This is a genomic window from Clostridium kluyveri, assembly GCF_001902295.1.
Taxonomy (GTDB): Bacteria; Bacillota; Clostridia; order Clostridiales; family Clostridiaceae; genus Clostridium_B; species Clostridium_B kluyveri_B.
Map to the genome: position 1 here is coordinate 3051100 of NZ_CP018335.1, position 17416 is coordinate 3068515.

General features: G+C 36.1%; 24 protein-coding genes. 6 read left to right on the top strand and 18 right to left on the bottom strand.

All coding sequences use genetic code 11. The features are described from left to right. Positions 1-2: 2 nt before the first annotated feature. The 17 genes from BS101_RS14675 to BS101_RS14745 all read right to left on the bottom strand — a co-directional run bounded on the left by BS101_RS14675 (position 3) and on the right by BS101_RS14745 (position 11707). On the bottom strand, positions 3-476 hold the full coding sequence (locus tag BS101_RS14675; RefSeq protein WP_073539497.1) for a phage terminase small subunit P27 family: 474 nt from the start codon (positions 474-476) through the stop codon (positions 3-5). A 49-nt stretch (positions 477-525) separates the two neighbouring features. After that, the gene (locus tag BS101_RS14680; RefSeq protein WP_073539498.1) at positions 526-978 is read right to left on the bottom strand and encodes a gamma-glutamylcyclotransferase family protein; all 453 of its coding nucleotides are present in this window, start codon (positions 976-978) and stop codon (positions 526-528) included. Between the two features lie 25 nt (positions 979-1003). Beyond that, positions 1004-1897, bottom strand: a complete 894-nt coding sequence (locus BS101_RS14685; protein WP_073539499.1) for an amidoligase family protein — start codon at positions 1895-1897, stop codon at positions 1004-1006. A gap of 116 nt (positions 1898-2013) precedes the next feature. Next, positions 2014-3234, bottom strand: coding sequence for a site-specific DNA-methyltransferase (locus BS101_RS14690; protein ID WP_073539500.1), 1221 nt, complete (start codon positions 3232-3234; stop codon positions 2014-2016). Between the two features lie 61 nt (positions 3235-3295). Next, positions 3296-3733 (bottom strand): helix-turn-helix domain-containing protein, encoded by a 438-nt coding sequence (locus tag BS101_RS14695; protein WP_073539501.1) that lies wholly within the window; start codon positions 3731-3733, stop codon positions 3296-3298. Positions 3734-3936: 203 nt separating this feature from the next. Then, positions 3937-4092: an HNH endonuclease signature motif containing protein gene (locus tag BS101_RS24405; RefSeq protein ID WP_347472778.1), complete on the bottom strand. Its 156-nt coding sequence runs from the start codon at positions 4090-4092 to the stop codon at positions 3937-3939. Between the two features lie 57 nt (positions 4093-4149). Further along, the gene (locus BS101_RS24410; protein WP_347472779.1) at positions 4150-4356 is read right to left on the bottom strand and encodes a hypothetical protein; all 207 of its coding nucleotides are present in this window, start codon (positions 4354-4356) and stop codon (positions 4150-4152) included. A 54-nt stretch (positions 4357-4410) separates the two neighbouring features. Continuing rightward, the gene (locus BS101_RS14705) at positions 4411-4914 is read right to left on the bottom strand and encodes a DUF3368 domain-containing protein (protein WP_073539502.1); all 504 of its coding nucleotides are present in this window, start codon (positions 4912-4914) and stop codon (positions 4411-4413) included. Beyond that, positions 4907-5215 carry a UPF0175 family protein gene (locus BS101_RS14710; protein WP_083585741.1) on the bottom strand — a complete coding sequence of 103 codons (309 nt, stop codon included), beginning with the start codon at positions 5213-5215 and terminating at the stop codon, positions 4907-4909. Before BS101_RS14710 ends, BS101_RS14705 begins: the two co-directional genes overlap by 8 nt. Positions 5216-5432: 217 nt before the next feature. Beyond that, positions 5433-5600 carry a hypothetical protein gene (locus tag BS101_RS22875; protein WP_156876060.1) on the bottom strand — a complete coding sequence of 56 codons (168 nt, stop codon included), beginning with the start codon at positions 5598-5600 and terminating at the stop codon, positions 5433-5435. Between the two features lie 18 nt (positions 5601-5618). After that, entirely contained in the window at positions 5619-5888 is a 270-nt protein-coding gene (locus BS101_RS14715) for a hypothetical protein (protein WP_073539503.1), read from the bottom strand. Between the two features lie 505 nt (positions 5889-6393). Continuing rightward, positions 6394-6810, bottom strand: coding sequence for a hypothetical protein (locus tag BS101_RS14720; RefSeq protein WP_073539504.1), 417 nt, complete (start codon positions 6808-6810; stop codon positions 6394-6396). 4 nt (positions 6811-6814) lie between these two features. Further along, positions 6815-7114, bottom strand: a complete 300-nt coding sequence (locus BS101_RS14725) for a VRR-NUC domain-containing protein (RefSeq protein ID WP_073539505.1) — start codon at positions 7112-7114, stop codon at positions 6815-6817. Between the two features lie 5 nt (positions 7115-7119). Next, a complete protein-coding gene (locus tag BS101_RS14730; protein ID WP_073539506.1) occupies positions 7120-7596 on the bottom strand; it encodes a hypothetical protein in 477 nt (158 codons plus the stop codon). A gap of 282 nt (positions 7597-7878) precedes the next feature. Continuing rightward, entirely contained in the window at positions 7879-10368 is a 2490-nt protein-coding gene (locus tag BS101_RS14735; protein WP_198039488.1) for a DUF927 domain-containing protein, read from the bottom strand. A gap of 60 nt (positions 10369-10428) precedes the next feature. Beyond that, positions 10429-11172 carry a hypothetical protein gene (locus BS101_RS14740; protein WP_073539508.1) on the bottom strand — a complete coding sequence of 248 codons (744 nt, stop codon included), beginning with the start codon at positions 11170-11172 and terminating at the stop codon, positions 10429-10431. 124 nt (positions 11173-11296) lie between these two features. Further along, positions 11297-11707 (bottom strand): hypothetical protein, encoded by a 411-nt coding sequence (locus BS101_RS14745; RefSeq protein WP_242951298.1) that lies wholly within the window; start codon positions 11705-11707, stop codon positions 11297-11299. Positions 11708-11967: 260 nt separating this feature from the next. On the opposite strand from BS101_RS14745, the gene BS101_RS14750 reads away from it, so the two are divergent. Next, positions 11968-13146 (top strand): IS110 family transposase, encoded by a 1179-nt coding sequence (locus BS101_RS14750; RefSeq protein WP_073539509.1) that lies wholly within the window; start codon positions 11968-11970, stop codon positions 13144-13146. 231 nt (positions 13147-13377) lie between these two features. On the opposite strand, the gene BS101_RS14755 is transcribed toward BS101_RS14750, so the two are convergent. After that, positions 13378-13737, bottom strand: coding sequence for a helix-turn-helix domain-containing protein (locus BS101_RS14755; RefSeq protein WP_431732552.1), 360 nt, complete (start codon positions 13735-13737; stop codon positions 13378-13380). 162 nt (positions 13738-13899) lie between these two features. On the opposite strand from BS101_RS14755, the gene BS101_RS14760 reads away from it, so the two are divergent. The 5 genes from BS101_RS14760 to BS101_RS14780 all read left to right on the top strand — a co-directional run bounded on the left by BS101_RS14760 (position 13900) and on the right by BS101_RS14780 (position 17347). After that, a complete protein-coding gene (locus tag BS101_RS14760; protein ID WP_073539511.1) occupies positions 13900-14097 on the top strand; it encodes a DNA-binding protein in 198 nt (65 codons plus the stop codon). Further along, positions 14087-14701 (top strand): helix-turn-helix domain-containing protein, encoded by a 615-nt coding sequence (locus tag BS101_RS14765; RefSeq protein ID WP_073539512.1) that lies wholly within the window; start codon positions 14087-14089, stop codon positions 14699-14701. Before BS101_RS14760 ends, BS101_RS14765 begins: the two co-directional genes overlap by 11 nt. A gap of 156 nt (positions 14702-14857) precedes the next feature. Continuing rightward, positions 14858-15775 (top strand): ABC transporter ATP-binding protein, encoded by a 918-nt coding sequence (locus tag BS101_RS14770; protein ID WP_073539513.1) that lies wholly within the window; start codon positions 14858-14860, stop codon positions 15773-15775. Beyond that, complete coding sequence (locus tag BS101_RS14775; protein WP_431732553.1) at positions 15759-16517, top strand: ABC transporter permease; 759 nt, start codon at positions 15759-15761, stop codon at positions 16515-16517. The genes BS101_RS14770 and BS101_RS14775 overlap by 17 nt, the downstream gene beginning before the upstream one ends. Next, positions 16517-17347 carry an undecaprenyl-diphosphate phosphatase gene (locus BS101_RS14780; RefSeq protein ID WP_073539515.1) on the top strand — a complete coding sequence of 277 codons (831 nt, stop codon included), beginning with the start codon at positions 16517-16519 and terminating at the stop codon, positions 17345-17347. The genes BS101_RS14775 and BS101_RS14780 overlap by 1 nt, the downstream gene beginning before the upstream one ends. Positions 17348-17416: the final 69 nt, after the last annotated feature.

Sequence of the window (17416 nt, forward strand, 5' to 3'; positions counted from 1 at the left end):
AGTTAAACCATCCTTAAAATATCTTCCATTGGATCATCTGTATTTGCAGTTTCTTCTACTCCTATACTTATCCTCGTCCTTGAAGCAGGTGTAAGTCCAAACTCAGAGCAAAAATCTTTCATAATCTTAAGGTAGGTTTGGGCAATGGAAACCTGGGGCACCTGCTGAATATACCCGGATGGAGTTTTAAAAATAGTGCCGTGTTTTGTTAAAAATTCTTCTGCTTCCTTCCACCTTGCATAAGCCTGACAGTATCCTGCAAAGGATGCCGCATCTACTTTTGTTAAGATACCTATAGCTTCAAGTGACTTACTCATTCTTCTCCATTCCTTTTTAGCCTCCGATTCAAGCCATGTGGGACATTTAGGTGCCTTCTTTTCAGGCTTTGGTTCATTTACATTTAAAGGTCTTTTTCCTGGATTTCCTTCAAGAACTTTTAAAGCAGTAGGTTTTGGTTTTCTTCCCCTCTGTGCCATAGGTTTCACCTCCAATCCTGATTAAAAAAGAGCCTACCTAAGCAAGCTCTTAAAATTTCAGTTCTTTAATATTTTCATCAACTGCTTCCATTAAAACATTTATAGGTATTTTATTATCTACATATCCCTGTCTAATGACATCAACGTAGTATCTTACAGGCTCTGCCGGAAGCTTTTCATATTCTTTTGCCATAACATAAGCCATTGCAGTAACTGTACTCTCTTTTGTAACAACCTGAATATCCTTTTTAACATACATCTTTGGATACCCTTCGTAAATATCCAGTGCCTTTTCACATTCTTTGGTTATCTCCCATAAAACAATAGGTACTGCCCCTTTAGAACTTTCCTCAATATTTGCAACGCCGCTGCTAGTTCCCCTAAAAGTCAATTTATAATTTCTAACTTCTCCTATACCTACAACTTTTGCCTTTGGACATCTTCGTTTCATCTGCTTAAGGTTCATGTTAGAACCGTAAGCTGCATATATCTTATTTTTCATTACCCTGTACTCCTTTCGTAAATTTTTAAGCTATGTACCTCCAGGCCGGGTTTCCTTCAAGGTTTGCTAGAAAATGGTGCCTGCAGGTTTCAAACTCTTTCCCTATAAGTCCCAGTCTCAACATCCAGCACCTGAAGGTGTATTTTTCATTGTCAGTTATGGTTCTTTTGCTGCTGGCTGACTTTTGTCTTATGGCCTGATGACTTACTGCAAGGCAAAATTGGATGTATGCTTTAATTTTACCAGCATGGGTGGTGCTGTTAAAGAGTCTAAATTCCACTGTGCCTTTATCAAAAATACTATGGAGATTCAATCCGTGGTACCTGCTCCTATGGTAATGCCTTTTCCTTGATTCACTGCCATAACCTTGGTACCAGATATCTGCCAGTTCCTCCAAAGTTTTTGGTTTCTTTTTATTTATAGTACTTAAAAGTTTCTCGTTTACCTTTTTACAGTATCTGAGCCTTTCAGTGTCTATCTCGAGGGATTTATAAAGCAGTTCCTCTTTGCTTGCAATTAAATTTACAAGGTTTTTAAGACTTAAAGGTGTGTGGTTTGACCCGTCAATATGTATGTGGATTCCGCAGCTTTTGTTCACAACCATTCCTGCTTTTCTAAGTTTTCTTACCAGCTCCTGCAGGGGTTCAATGTCACTGTAGTTAAGTACCGGACTTACCAGTTCAACTTTGTAGGTATCCGGTGCCGATATAACTTCTCCCTTTTCTTTTTTCTCTGGGTCAATGCTTCCATCTGAAACTATGTTCCAAACTCTGCCTTCTCCATCTCTAATGTGGTATTTATCATAGCTGCCTCCAATATGCTCTAGCTTTGTTTTAAAAAACTCTGCAACTTTTTTAGCTGCCATATACCTTGTCAATCCTGTAAATTCTATTTCTATTCCGAACTTCTGGCTTTTCAATGTTTCCTACCCCTTTCAAAGTGTGTTTATCACCTTCTTGCAGTGTGTATATTACCTCTGAAAGGGGTATATAGCAAGTTATATATGATAAATTCTATCAAAATAAAATCACACACCTACTCAAGCTCCTTTAATACATCTTTATATCCAATCTTAACTCCATCTCTAATAAGAAATACCCCTTTGTCAGTTCCAACCTGCTCAATATATCTTTTAACTGCTACATCTACAAATTTTTCTTCAAGTTCTACAGCATAACAAATCCTGTCCGTCTGTTCACATGCTATCCCTGTGGAAAAACTTCCGGCAAAAGGGTCAAGGATAATACAATTTGAAATACTTGAATTCTTTATAGGATAGGCTATTAAATTCAATGGTTTCATAGTTGGATGGAGTTCTGATTTTGTTGGTCTATCGAAATTCCACACCGTTTTTTGTCTGCGATCTGAATACCATTTATGTCCCAATGTTGGTTTCCAACCATAGATAATAGGCTCATGCATATAGACGTAGTCACTTCTTCCTAGTACCGGAGCATTTTTTACCCATATACATGTTTGATGACAGAAGAACCCTGCTTCTTTAAAAGAAGTTCTAAAGTTAACAGTTTCTCTATCAGCATGAAATACATAAATAGGAGCACCATCTGCCATATTATCATACATATTTTTAAAAGCCTTTAGAAGAAATTCAAAGAACTCCTTATCGCCCATATTATCATTTTTTATTTTACCGGCAACCCCTTGATAATTTACATTATAGGGCAAGTCCGTTACAACTAGATTTGCTTTCTTCCCCTCCATTAAAACCTCATAAGTTTCAGCTTTAGTGCTGTCACCACAGACAAGTCTGTGTTTTCCAAGGAGCCATACATCTCCCTGTTTTGATATAGCAGGTTCTTTTAATTCACTGTCTATATCAAAATCATCTTCTTTGATTTCCTTATCATGGACGTTAGAAAATAAATCATCTATCTCTGCGGCATCAAAACCTGTAAGGGAAATATCAAAATCTAAATCCTTTAAAGCTTCAATTTCTAATGCCAGAATCTCATTATCCCACCCTGCATCCAGTGCCAGTTTGTTATCAGCAAGGATATATGCTTTCTTCTGTGCTTCAGTTAAATGTTCAACCAGTACACATGGAATTTCTTTTATTCCCTCTTCCTTTGCTGCCAAAATTCTGCCATGTCCAGATATAATATTTTTATCTTTATCAATTAAAACCGGGTTTACAAAGCCAAATTCACGCAGACTGCTTCTGATTTTTGTTATCTGCTCTTTACTGTGGGTTCTTGCATTATTGACATAGGATATTAATTCATCTATATCTATTATTTTTAATTTTTCTGTCCTTTTTCACTGCATTCACCTCCCATTTTTAACATAAAAAAACACCTTACTCACTTTGAGCGGTGCCACCAAATCTATGTTCATTTGAACATCTAACAGAACAAAACTTCCTGTTTTTATTGCCGTAGGCTTTAAATTCTATGCCGCAGTTTTTGCATATAAAAGTATACCACGCCTTTTTATTTTTCTTATCACTGTTCTTGCTCCACCATGTCCTCCTGCACTTATCCGAACAGAATTTTGATTTTCTGCCCCTGCGATCTTCTGAATTTATTTCCTTTCCGCAGTAAAGGCAGTTCTTTGGTATATTTATAAGGTCTTCAATATCACCTCCAATTGGCTGTCCATATCCTGTAAGGTTATAAGCCTTACATACATTTCTTACAGTATCTCTTTTTATTTTTAAAATACTTGATATACTTTTATATCCATAGCCTTTCTTTCTAAGCTTTAAAATTTCATATTTCTGCCCTTTATCTAACATATTTTTTCACCCCGCAGTTTAAAACAATTCCTCAAAATTCACATCCCCGCCCATGAAATTATGCGTTTTCCCACACGAAGGGGACCGACCGGCCTTCTGCCGCAAGGCTTAGAGGATTTACCCCCCCTATCCCCGACACTTTTTACTCACAGGTTATCCACAGCTTATCCACAGATATTTTAAACAGTCTGTGGATAACATTTTTATTTAAAGTCATAAGGGTAAACCCTTCCTTTCTTTCCCCATCTGCCATCTTCCTTAGCAGTCTTTCTATCATGGCAGGACTTACATAAAGGCTGCCAGTTGCTCTCGTCCCAGAACAATTTTTCATCACCTTCATGGGCTTTGATATGATCCACAACAGCTGCAGCTTTAATGACACCTTTAGCTTTACACTCTACACAGAGTGGATATTCCTATAAGAATTGTTTCCTCAGCCTCTTCCACCTGGCAGTGTTATATAAGTATTTAAAGGGTCTGTTTGTACTGCTGTATTTCCTGTCCATTTCTTTCTGGTGCTTTTCACAGTACCTTCCGTAGGTCAGTTCAGGACAGTTGGGGTAGCTACAGGGCTTTGGTGGTTTTCTTGGACACATTTCTTTTTCTCCTTTTTTAAAATGCATAAAAAACCCTTGAAACTTTATCAAGAGTTTTTCTATTTGCTTTTAAAATGATTCTTAGTCCAATTCTCCTGCTGATCTTAAAATTTCATTATACAATTTTACGGATATTCTAAATCCGTTTTCTATTAATACATCTAGATACTTTTTTACACTTTCAATTTTTTTATACTCTTTTGATAATAATAAAATTCCCATCAATCCGATTGTTCTTAACAAAGCTGTCTCTGCAAAATGCCTAGCTGACCTATCATCTATTATTACCCTTTTTATTTTCAATTCTTTTGCCGCAACCACAACCTCAAGTTCTCCTCGGTGGAGTCTTCCATACAACTGTTTCACTAACATCTTATTTTTTACACTATACACCTTAATATGATTGTTTTTAATAGCTTCTATTAGTTCACTTGCACCCATTTTGTTAATTTTCTCAGCTATTGTTATTTCTTTATAAACCTCTTCTGTAATATAAACCTCATCAAAAATCTCCCATAGCAAATCTAACTTTTTAATAATACTTAGCCCTATGATTGGGCTTGAATTACATACAACTTTAGTCATTTTTGTTAGCTCCTAATTCGTCTTTTAAATCTCTTAGTGCAATTTGATCAAGACGAAATTCATCTTCTGTATATTCATTCCAAGGTATATTTTTATTTTTAAGTAAATCCATAAAATCTACAAGGTTCATTTCTGCTATCTCAGCTGCACGAGCTAATGATACAGACTTACTTGTAAATAATGCAATTGCTATTGATATAGTTATATTATCATTTAAAGATTTTGAAAGTCCTAGATCTTCTATAAGTGGTATTAAATCATTAGATAAATTCAAATCTATTTTTACTTTTTCAGCTCCCAATTTACTTCACACCCCTAACTAAATAATGCAAATTCTTATATATATTATACTCTATATTTCGATTATTCTACGTAATTTAAATTATTCTTTTCACTTAAATGTATGATATGAATTATTTTACTTACAGCACAAGATCATCTTACTTATTCTATTGCTCCACACGTATTTTTCACATTCATGCACATCCATATTTATTCCCCCAAATTAAGTACACCGTCTAAGTGATATTGAAAAGAGTGGTGACATAGTATTTTCTCCAGATGTTGTAGTACTCAGAAGCTTCATCCATGCTGTAACCTTTAGTCATTAGTTTTTTAATTCCATCTTTTCTATGAACCTTTTCAAGACCATGGCAAAGCTTATTTAATTCTTCTTGATTTAACATATTTCTCATACTTCTTACTTATGAACACCATTCACTGACCCTCCCAAAACCTGCAACCTCATAGTTACTGTCATCAATTTTTAAAAGAAATATAGCTTTCTCGTTATCATAGTTAATAATTTCATCAGGTACTTTTTTTGCCTGGAGAAATTTTGTTATATAATACTTAAGTTCCATCTGGATTTCTTTTCTCTTCATTGCTCCGAATAATTCTCTATGATCCCTTGCAGCCTCAGCTGATATTTTTATTCTTATAGGCTCTCCATCCTTGGATTGTATAATTTTCATTTTCTTCCTCCAATCAAAAAACTCCAGATATTCCTAAGCTTATTATTTTAGGGTCTAAAAAAACTTACTGGGATCTCCAGCAGTGTCATGAAAGTGTCCATTTTGGCACCTTTTGTTCTTATAAACACACCTGCAAGTTCTCCAATTTCTATATACTCCTTACCAATATCTTTACTTTCACAGATTCTCTATCCTCTGATTGTATAATTCCAATTTCTTCCTCCAATCAAAAAAGCCCCTGATATTCCGAAGCCTGTTATTTTAGAGCATAAAAAAACCTCCCGAGATTTCCAGAGAGGTTTCATGTATACTTCCACACTTTATACTGTATCACATTTCATTCGTCATTTTCGTCAACTTCAATTTTTTTACTGATTTTTCTTGCTTTTTATCTTGGTTCTAGAGCATTCAGATTGGTTTTACTCTCCCATTCTTTAATATTCTTGTTTATTTAGAAACCCCTTAGATTTCTCCAAGAGGTTTATATATTCTTCCATATTCTATATCATATCACATTAAGTTCGTCATTTTTACTTTGTTTAAGAAATTTATTGTGTTTTCTCCGTGGATATTGTTCATCATGTTCATCTATACTAAAAGCTATCTGCTTCCAGCTGAGTCCATTTATATATCTAAGGCTTAGAATTAACCTCATCTGGCTGTCTTCAACACTATTTATATATCTGTTCAATCTATTGAGTTCATGGAAACACTTTCTAAGACTGATATCTAAAAGGCTCTTAAGGTCTGCTATTTCAGCTGTATATTTTCCAACTTTATCAGATATTCCAGGAGTTTTGGGCATTCCTGTTATACTACCTGTACATGATGCTGCCAGAGCTTCAAGTTCCTGCAGCCTACTCTGCATTCTCTCAATTTCCCTGTTTAAATGATAAAGCTGGGACAGTTCCTGTTTGGTCATAAGCTTATACCTCCAAATTTTCAAGTATATTTTTAACCTCTTCTAAACTTGTAACTTTGAAAGCTTTGCCCTTTGCCTCTTTGATTTTTTGTATTGTGATTTCCTGCAACTTTGTAAGTCTGCCTTTTTCGGTTTTTACCTCAAAGGCAATGAACCTGCCATTAAAGCAGCATATTATGTCTGGTATTCCTGCTGTTCCGTATCTTCCCCCATGCTCTTTAAAACAGAAGCAGTTATCCAGGGACTTTAGATACTTTAATATTTTATTTGTTATATTTTTTTCTTTTACCAGAGCATCTCCCATATATTTTAAAGCCACCCTATCTGCTCTAAATCTTTATCTACTTTTTTGCTTTCATCCGGTGTAAGTTCTCTAATTCCGAGAGTTTTAGTGTCTCCATAAGTTTTTTCAACAAATTTGAAAGCTTCTTTGTACTTTTCAATCTTTAACTTTAAAACAGTAAAGCTCCTTATCCTGAAGGCATAGTCAATATCACTGCAGGCTTCTAAAAGTTCATTAACCTCCGGGTTTTCCTCAAAATACTTTCCAATGCCATCTCCCCATCTCTCTTCTGAAAGTTCCCTTGAAATCTCTTTATTTGCCGATATTAAAAGTTTTACTCCTTCTTCATCTAAAAAATGTTTACCGGTACTTTTCTCAAGTTTTACCGAGAGTACCTCAAGTTCTTTAATTTTCTTTGACCACTTTTTCTGCTCTCTTATGGTCATTGAGTATGCTTTTTGGAGTCTTTTTTTTATTATTTCAAGTTCATTTTTCTCTTTCAAATCCATCACCACCACATAATAAAAAACTTAGTAGTAACAGGAGTAACACCCCGAAAGCGTTGATTTTACAAGCTTTTGAGCCTTATATTTTTTCTTACTCCTAAGGTAAAAAAACATACCCTATATATAGAGTTTAATTACTCTTATTATTTCTTTGGTAACTCCCCTATATAATATATATATATTAGGAGTAACAGTAGTAACAGGAGTAACACAGGTTTATATTACTAACTTTTTTGGTATTTTTTTGTTACTCCCAACGTTACTCCTGTTACACCTAAATCAGAATGGCTGGCTCTCCTCAAGTTCCTTAAATTTTATTTCTATGAACCTGGATATCCCGCCTCCAAACCTTTTGACAACAGAGTACTGGAGTTTTCCATTGTAATATGAGCTTCCAATAAGCCCTCTTTCCCCCAGTGCCCTTATAGTTTTTCTATAGGAATAATTCTTTTTACCTAAAGCTTCTTCCAGTATAGAAGGTAAAATATAAAAAGTCCTGCTTTCTATATATCCGTACCTCTGCTTCGCATCATTTTCAAACTGGTTTCTATTTGATATTGCCCATTCCCTGATAAATTCATAGGCTTTATCATTGACATCTTCCTGCTGCTCTCCAAGCTCCATTAGTATTTTATATCCCATATTTTTAGCTTCTTCTAATGCTTTTTCTCTTGAACTATTAAATACTATTTCTGACACTAAAACATCAGCTGCAGAAATTAGTGCGACATTTGCCATGTGGGTACCTATTTTTATTTCAGATTCATATTCTCTACAAAAAGTATCATATAACTCTCTAATATTCGTTAAGAATCTACCTTCATTTATCAAAGAACCTAGAAATTTTTCACCTGCAAATCCATAGTTTTCTGCTGTTACCTTATGCATTTTTCCGGCCCAATTTTCATTTTCAAAAGGTGCACCGTATATTTCTATTACCCTTGTATTTATGCCGCTTTGACTGTTAGATGCTATAATTGGTTCTTCACCTGTTGTCAGTATGATACTTCTCCATGATGAACTCTTTTGAAGTCCCCCGCTTTTTGTTCCCCGTACTTTGGATTTTCCAAGGGAGAGCATATATACAAGGGACTCAATAAAGTCCTGCCTGTTTCCAACAACCTGTTTTTCATCTATTCCAAGTGGCAGGTCATTGAAGAAACTTGCCATCTTCTCAAGTCCTACCCTTGTGGCATTAAAATTGCCCATCAGTCCTTCCGCTTCTCCCCACACTGATAAAGCGGCTTTTAGTGCTGCCGTTTTACCAAAACGGGTATTCCCCCAGTTGTGGATCATAAATATTCTATGGTTCATAACTTTAAGGAGGGGAGCTGCAAAGCTTGCCGCAAGTATAAATCTAAAAATATAATTCTCCCGGCATTTTCCTATATGCTTAGTCCACTCCTCATATTTACCCGATTTATGGTAGGCATTAACCCACCTGCTGCCGTTTGAGTCCACATCAACTACAATATCTCCTGACAGGTAAGGGAGAAACTTACGGCCGTGCCATCCCATTTGAGTTACTGATTTTGATATCTGGATCAAATCCATATTTTCATCAAGGAGTGCACCTAAAAACCTTACAAGAAATTTTGAGTTTTCAGAGGTTACATTTATTCCTATATCTGAAAGCTGTATTATGGTTCTATTTTGAAAAAGCGTTGACCTCTGCACTATCTGCCTGTGCCACTTTTTATCTTTTAGAAAAGCTATTTCTAACTTTTCTTCGTTGGTTTCAATACTTACAAGCCTCTTTGAGATAATTACAGGGGTACTGCAGAACCTTACATCTATGCCCCTCTTTTGGTCAAGTATAAATATTCCATCTTCTGTGAGCTTAAACCCTTGAGGAATTCTTAAAGATACTGGTGCCCCTTTAATTACCTCATCAGGTTTTACTGCAGCTTTTTCTATGTCAACCTTTACTGCACTTTCTATTACAGCATTCCACCTGTTTTGAAATTCATCTTGTGCATTTATGTGGAGTTCACTGGGGTCTTTGAAGTTTGGGATAGTAATTTCAAACACTTCATTTTTAAAGGCTGCTTTAAAAAGTTCCCCACAGATCTTCCTTAAAAAAGTTTTTCCTCCCTGGTCCGGTTCCTTATAGATATACACATTAAAATCCTTCAAATGCTCTGCCCATTCCTGCCTGAAGGTACTGGCTCCCGGAACTCCAAGGGCAGGGATATTATAAAGCCACAGAGTATGTGCATCACTTTCACCTTCAACTAAAACTATATAATCAAAAGCCCCAAAGTCTTTTATTTTCCACAGTCCATAAAGGTTAATTTTAGAACCCCTTGCCCAGCTGAACATTCTCTCTCCATATCTGTTTCTTTTACAGAGTACAGCCCCTTCCGCATCAAAATAGGGTATTACTATACCGTTTCTAGTATTTTTAATTTGGAGCTCAGATAAAAATTCCAGGGGCAGCTTTTTCATTTCCGAATAGTATCTCAGTGTAAATTTTTCTTTCTTTTCAGGTTCCCTGTATTCTCCTGCAATTTTTAAAAGTCTTTTATAGGCTTCTTTACTATCTATATTTTCTATCTTTTCAAGAAAGGTCTGACCATTTCCAGATTCCCCGCAGGCCTCACATTTAAAACACCCATTTACAGTATTAAACCAGAAGGAAGCCTTATGGTCGTTATGGAAAGGACATAGACCCTGCATTTTGCTTACTCCTGCCTTTTTGAGCCTTTTTACATACTTTTTATAAAAATCAGCCCAGTTTATCTTTGAATCCAGGTTATTCAGTTTCACCACCTCCAGTGAAAGGTCTGAATACAAGGGACAGCCACAGCCGCCCCCAAAGGTTAAATCTTATACTAAAGGTACAATTTCACCTGTTTCTTTATCCACTGTATAATTATCACAATTTTCAGCATCTATATCCAGTGCAATATTTTTAGACATTTCCCTCACATGATTAACCAGTGGCATTACAGCTTGAATTTCCTCCCCATTTAAATCTCTTAGAACCCTGAAAACTGCCTGTGAAAACTGAATTCCCCTGCTGCTTACAGCTTTTTTAAGGCTAATTTTTGTGACTAAAGTATGACACCTTTTTCCTTTAGTCACAAGTCTTCTTATAAATGCCGTAAACCCTTTAAGTGAGCCTGTAGGAAGGGTGAGAAGTATTGGAAATACTTCTCCTTCCCTTAAAATAAATATTCTCCTCTTGTTTTTGCACGCCTTTCCACTGCCATTTTCTCCCGTACCAAACTGGTTATAGGGACAGTTTATACATCTGCCACCCGGATTTCCCTCCCCTGCTTTTCCATCAAGGCTGCCACAGTCCGGCGGGTTACTTCCCCCGGTGTATTTATCTTTATAATAACTATTCAGTGCGTGGTGGTAGAGTATAACTCCTTCTATTTCTTTTGCTGCCTCGGACTCTCCATTATCTCCCGGTACTTCAAAGGTGAGTCCTCCCCCTGCAGGAATTTTTATTTTATCAAAGGTTGAGGTTAATCCGTCCAGTTCCTCTATAAGTCCATTATGGGCATTGAATTCAGCAACTGCTAAATATCCTCTTTCCTGCCCCATTAATTCCTTATTTTTCATTCCTTTCCCCCTTAAATTTTACTTGTTTATACCCTCATACTCTTTGTATCATTCATATTCTTTGTATTATTGAATCTATGTGAATTTTTAATAATTTTCATTGTTATCCATAACCCATCAGAGGTTACTTCGCTTTTCTAACTCCTACTATTGTCTTTTCAAAGACATTTACTCTGCCTTCAAGCCAGGCAGGTAAAATTTCATCATTTTCTGACATCTGCTCCCTTACAAAAGCTGACAAACTATTTGTGTTAACTGTTTCTGTAACCAATGAACCAAACCCATTAGTTTTAAGTGCTTCAAATAATTCCTGTTTTTGTCCGGCCACTGCCGATGCATAGGTTTTAGCATTTAGATAAAATAATGTGCCGCTTCTGTTAAAGCTCTGCGTTTCAGTATCAACCATCATGTCAGATAGTTTTATTTCCACATCCTGAATTTCTCCGTTAACTGTTTTAAGCTCTTCTTCCCGTGTTTTTTTAATTTCTCTAAGTTTTTTTAATCTGTCTGCAAGTTCAAACATTTCATTTTCCACGCAATTCACCTTGTATAATGAACATATAGTAAAAATTCATTATACTTTTCCTTTCTTAGAGATTTTTACTATAATTATCATAAGACGCTGTGGATTAGTTTTATCACCTATAGCTGGACTATTTTAATTGAGGATCTAACCACTGTCTTATGCTTATCTGTTAATTAGTTAGATAACGCATGACGTTTTATATATAGCAAGGATACATTTGCATGAGATTTGTGGAACATGGCGTATAATACTATAAAGGAGTTGTTCTTATGATTTATATTGGTATAGATATAGCAAAAAACAAACATGATTGCTGTATTATAGATTCAGATGGTGTTGTTTATAATGATTCTTTACGTATATCCAATTCCCGTCAAGGCTTTGAATTACTTTATTCTTCAATACTTTCCATTCTGCCTGACAAGGATATTTCCAACGTAAAAATAGGACTTGAATCAACAGGTCATTACAGCACCAATCTCCAAAACTTTTTGTATGCTAAAGGCTTCAAGCTCTCCATTCTCAACCCTTTAGCTACAAATCTCTTCCGTAAAGCCCAGTCTCTTAGAAAAACTAAGACTGATAAAACGGATGCATTGGTTATTGCTAAAATGCTCTTTTCTGATGATACAAAATCCTATTCTCCTGTATCATACCAGATTCAAGAGCTAAAGTCATTAACCAGGCATAGATATCGCCTAATTGGATATAGGTCTAAGTTGAAAACATCTGTCAATAGATTGGTAGATATTATGTTCCCCGAGCTGCCCGATCTTTTTTGGTCAATTCATCAATCTTCTTCCTATGCCCTTTTATCCATACTTCCAAGCCCAAAAGATATAGCTGCCTGCCACCTGACCAAGCTAACAAACATACTAAATACAGCTTCCAAGGGCAAGTATGGAAAAGATAAAGCTATTTCTCTAAAGGAGTCTGCTGCAAATTCTATTGGCACTAACTCAAGGTCTCTAAGTTTTGAACTCAAGCAAACCATTAGGTTAATACAGTCAGTACAACACGAGATTGATTCCTTAGAGCTTCTCATAAAAGAAATCGTTGTTGAGATCAATTCCCCACTTATTAGTATTCCAGGAATTTCATATACCCTGGCAGCTATAATATTGGCAGAAATCGGCGATATTAAAAGATTCACCACTCCCTGTAAACTCCTGGCCTTTGCCGGATTAGATCCCTCCACCTATCAATCTGGAAAGTACACTGCATCCCATACACCCATGGTCAAACGGGGTTCTGCCTACCTTAGATGGGCCATACTTATGGCTGGGAGAACTGTTTCAATGAGAGATGCTACTTTCTCTGCATATTTGTCAAAGAAACAATCTGAAGGCAAGCACTATTATGTTGCCATGAGCCATGTTGCTAAAAAATTGATACGTGTAATATTTCATCTTTTAAAGACCAATGCAACTTTTGCTCCACAAATATAAACTTATCCATAAAAATTAATATTTTTCAAAAAGCAATTTTCCATTGCTCTTTTTGTCATGCTTTCTTTTTTCAATTAAATAACTATAAAAATCTTTTGATTTTTAACTTGACTTCATATAGTTAGTCTCTACTATTTAATAACTTTTTTCCAGTTATCCACAATTGACTTTGCTATATCCTCATAGGTGTCGCACTTTTTCAGTTTGCTTGGCTTACCAAAACAGCGTTCATTATTCCGCTGTTTCTCTTACTTTTTTCAAGCCTTGAGCCGTAGCTTCGATTACAATAAGCTCCGTTTCTTTCATTGAGTTAAGCAATACATCAACTTGCTTGCGGCGATTACTTTTACCTTCTGCATTGCAGGGATAAAAGAATTGGTCTACTGAAATATTGAGCAGTGTAACAATCAGATAAAATTTATTAAGGCTTGGATGCTGCCCTCTGTTCTCTATGTACATAATAGAGCGTGGTGTGAGGTCTACCAGTTGGGCAAGATACTCCTGTGTCCACCCTTTCGCTTCACGAGCCTTTTTTATCGCCATACCTAAAGGCTTGAAATCAAGCTTTCTTTCGTCTTGGTACATTTTTATATCACCCCATATCATTTTACATTTCGGGTGACGACATTTGAACGAAGCACAACTTTACATTAAGTAGTATTTTATTTCGCTCTTCGATAGAAGTAAACTTGCTATTGTTCGCCATTCCGTATATAATAATTATATACTCTTAGGCGAAAGGAAGTTGATTATATGAATTATATTTCTGTGAAAGCTGCTTCTAAAAAATGGGGTATATCGGAACGGCGAATACAAAAATTATGCGAAGAAAGTCGCATTGATGGTACCGAGAAGTTTGGTCGGGCATGGCTGATACCCAAAGATGCGGAAAAGCCCATTGATGGACGTATGAAAATAAAAAACAAACAGGAGGACAAGCATGGAGTTTAACGAAAAACTGCAACAACTTAGAACTGGGAAGAACCTAACGCAGGAACAGCTTGCAGAGCAACTATATGTATCAAGGACAGCAATTTCAAAATGGGAAAGCGGAAAAGGCTACCCTAACATTGAGTCACTCAAGTGTATTTCTAAATTCTTTTCTGTAACCATAGATGAACTGCTGTCTGGTGAGGAACTGATTACCCTTGCCGAAACTGAAAACAACTCTAATGTTAAAAGAATTTATAACATTATCAGTGGAATAATAGATGTATTGGCAGTTGCACTTATTGTATTACCAATCTATGGAGAACCTCAAGGCAGCCAGTTTTACCATGTAAATCTTCTGTCAAATACTCATTTACCAGATTTAGATATTGGAATACATTGGGCTGTTTTTTTATTTATAATTGGGCTTGGAATTGCCAGAATTGCTTTCATTTGTTTCGAAAAAGAGTTATTGCATAACATTATCTCGAAAGTTTCTATCGCAACAGGCGCAGTAGCAATCTGTTTATTTGCTGCGGCAAGAGAACCATATGCAACAATACTGCTTTTCTTGTTTTTTGCAGTGAAAATATTTTTATTGCTACAGCAAAGCAGAACAAAATAAAAATTGCCATAAAACCCTTGAAAATAGGCTCTGACACGATAAGTGTCGGAGCTTTTTTTCTATTGTGACGGTAGGTTTCTTTGCTTTTACCACACTGGGACGGATAATAAATTTGTGGTCAGCAGAAACAGAAATCCACAGAAAGGAATAATGGTTATGGAATTTATTATCGAAACTAATAATCTTACCAAGCGATATGGAACCGCTACCGTTGTTGATAAGATAAATCTTCATGTGCCAAAAGGGAAGATTTATGGACTGCTTGGCAGAAACGGAGCCGGGAAAACCACCGCAATGAAAATGATGTTGAAACTTACTTTCCCAACAGATGGAGCTATCAGGCTGTTTGGAAAAGACTATAAGGGCAATGAAACTGCTATTTATAGCAAAATAGGTTCGATTATTGAAACACCAAGTTTCTACGGCAATTTAACAGGATATGAGAATTTGTATATTCTTGCTAAATTGCGAGGACAACTTTGCAAAAACAAAGTCTTAAACGCTCTTGAAATTGTGGGGCTGCATGAGGAAAAAAGAAAGGTCTTTGCCGACTATTCCCTTGGCATGAAACAGCGGCTTGGTATTGCCGCTGCCATTATGCACGAGCCAGAGCTGCTTATACTTGATGAACCAATTAACGGACTTGACCCAATTGGAATATCAGAAATTCGCTCATTTCTATCTAAACTTAGCCATGATAATGGCACCACAATTTTTATATCAAGCCATGTTTTAAATGAGGTTGAGCAAATTGCAGATATTATTGGTGTTATGCACGAGGGTCATTTAATAGAAGAGGTTGATATAGCAGAGCTACACAAAAGAAACCGAAAATACACTCAATTTGATTTGTCGGATGGGCAAGCAGCTGCAAAAATTTTAGAAAGCCGCTATCATATCACAGACTTTACGGTGCAGGGAAATACACTAAAAATTTATGATTTCAACCACAATATAGGGAACATCAATCGCGATTTTGCCTTAAATGGACTACTTGTCACAAAGGTAAATGCCAGTGAAGAAAACTTAGAGGAATACTTTTCTAAACTGATTGGAGGTGAGGGCATTGCTTAAGATTATTTCCTGTGAACTACTTAAATTAAAGCGGTCAAAAATAATACCAATTAGTATTGCAGGAGTGCTATCTACACCATTGTTAATGCTGTTAGAGGCTCTGCAAACTTATTTTGACAAACCAGAACTTGTCTTTACCTTGTCTGACGTTTACAACAGCAGTGTACTTTATACCATGTTACTAACAAATATGATGGTCTATATTGCAATTGCTGCATTTTTATTCAGTAGAGAATATACAGAAAATACACTTAAGACTATATTACCCATTCCTATCTCAAGAACAAAACTACTGCTTGGCAAGTTTTGCACCTTACTGCTTGAAATTGTTACTCTTAACATTGTGACATGGGCAGGTATTTTTATCGTTTGTGGAATATACCACGCTATCTTTACAATGGAAGGGTACAGCTTGCTTGTGGCAATCGAATGGTTTCCAAAGTTTTTACTTGGCGGTATCCTAATGTTTTTAACAACTTCTCCTTTTGTATTTGTCGCAGGGAAAACAAAGGGATTTGTTGCTCCTATGATTGGTTCTGCTGTTATCGTCATGGGCAGTGCGGCTCTCGCAAATCAAGAATGGGGTGCAATATATCCGTGGACAGCTACATTTTTTCTTGTGCAGGGTAAAATCGAGAATACCGGCTACCCCATTGCCCTATCTGTGGGTATTATCCTTTTGTTATCAGCAGTCGGTTTCTTTATGACCTATCACCATTTCGAAAAGGAGGATTTGAGATAATGGCACTTGATTTTATAGAAGTTTTGAAAGTTATTTTTCTTGGAATTGTTGAGGGAATTACCGAGTGGCTGCCCATCAGCAGCACAGGGCATATGCTTCTTGTGGACGAATTTATCACGCTTAATATGAGCGACGCATTTAAGGAAATGTTTTTTGTTGTCATTCAGCTTGGAGCTATCTTTGCGGTAGTTGTTATGTTTTGGGAAAAAATGTTTCCGTTCCAATTTAAGGACAAATCACAGCCTATTATCAAAAAGGATACATTTTCTCTTTGGTTCAAAGTCGTAGTTGCTTGTATTCCCGGGGCAGTTATAACTATCCTGTTTGACGATTATATTGAAGCTCATCTACACACTCCAATAGTAATTGCAGCAGCCCTTATTTTCTATGGTATTGCTTTTATTGTCATTGAAATTTGGAACAAAAAACGGTTTCCAACTACTTGCAAATTAGAAAATATTACTTATGGAACAGCCTTTTTAATTGGACTATTTCAGGTACTTTCCATTATTCCCGGTACTTCTCGTTCGGGTGCCACAATTATAGGGGCGCTGTTGATTGGTGTATCAAGAGTAGTAGCAGCGGAATTTACGTTTTTTCTTGCCGTTCCTGTTATGTTCGGTTTAAGTGCTATTAAAATATTGAAATTTGGTGTTTCCTTTACAAGCGTTGAATTGCTTATCTTAATAATAGGTATGGTGGTAGCATTTGCGGTATCGGTGTTAGTTATAAAATTCCTCATGGGATATATTAAAAAACATGATTTTAAGGCATTTGGTTGGTATCGAATTGTGGTTGGTATTCTTGTTGTACTGATAACAATAATCTAATAGAAAAACAATCTGCCGCACGACGGCAAAAGAAAAAAAGTCGTCGTACAGTAGATATATTTTCACGTC

Excerpts from the sequence above, each read along its gene's own strand:
- BS101_RS14675 (WP_073539497.1), bottom strand. The coding sequence starts at position 476 with ATGGCACAGAGGGGAAGAAAACCAAAACCTACTGCTTTAAAAGTTCTT.
- BS101_RS14680 (WP_073539498.1), bottom strand. The coding sequence starts at position 978 with ATGAAAAATAAGATATATGCAGCTTACGGTTCTAACATGAACCTTAAG.
- BS101_RS14695 (WP_073539501.1), bottom strand. The coding sequence starts at position 3,733 with ATGTTAGATAAAGGGCAGAAATATGAAATTTTAAAGCTTAGAAAGAAA.
- BS101_RS24410 (WP_347472779.1), bottom strand. The coding sequence starts at position 4,356 with ATGCATTTTAAAAAAGGAGAAAAAGAAATGTGTCCAAGAAAACCACCA.
- BS101_RS14705 (WP_073539502.1), bottom strand. The coding sequence starts at position 4,914 with ATGACTAAAGTTGTATGTAATTCAAGCCCAATCATAGGGCTAAGTATT.
- BS101_RS22875 (WP_156876060.1), bottom strand. The coding sequence starts at position 5,600 with ATGTTAAATCAAGAAGAATTAAATAAGCTTTGCCATGGTCTTGAAAAG.
- BS101_RS14715 (WP_073539503.1), bottom strand. The coding sequence starts at position 5,888 with ATGAAAATTATACAATCCAAGGATGGAGAGCCTATAAGAATAAAAATA.
- BS101_RS14720 (WP_073539504.1), bottom strand. The coding sequence starts at position 6,810 with ATGACCAAACAGGAACTGTCCCAGCTTTATCATTTAAACAGGGAAATT.
- BS101_RS14725 (WP_073539505.1), bottom strand. The coding sequence starts at position 7,114 with ATGGGAGATGCTCTGGTAAAAGAAAAAAATATAACAAATAAAATATTA.
- BS101_RS14740 (WP_073539508.1), bottom strand. The coding sequence starts at position 11,172 with ATGAAAAATAAGGAATTAATGGGGCAGGAAAGAGGATATTTAGCAGTT.
- BS101_RS14750 (WP_073539509.1), top strand. The coding sequence starts at position 11,968 with ATGATTTATATTGGTATAGATATAGCAAAAAACAAACATGATTGCTGT.
- BS101_RS14760 (WP_073539511.1), top strand. The coding sequence starts at position 13,900 with ATGAATTATATTTCTGTGAAAGCTGCTTCTAAAAAATGGGGTATATCG.
- BS101_RS14765 (WP_073539512.1), top strand. The coding sequence starts at position 14,087 with ATGGAGTTTAACGAAAAACTGCAACAACTTAGAACTGGGAAGAACCTA.
- BS101_RS14770 (WP_073539513.1), top strand. The coding sequence starts at position 14,858 with ATGGAATTTATTATCGAAACTAATAATCTTACCAAGCGATATGGAACC.
- BS101_RS14780 (WP_073539515.1), top strand. The coding sequence starts at position 16,517 with ATGGCACTTGATTTTATAGAAGTTTTGAAAGTTATTTTTCTTGGAATT.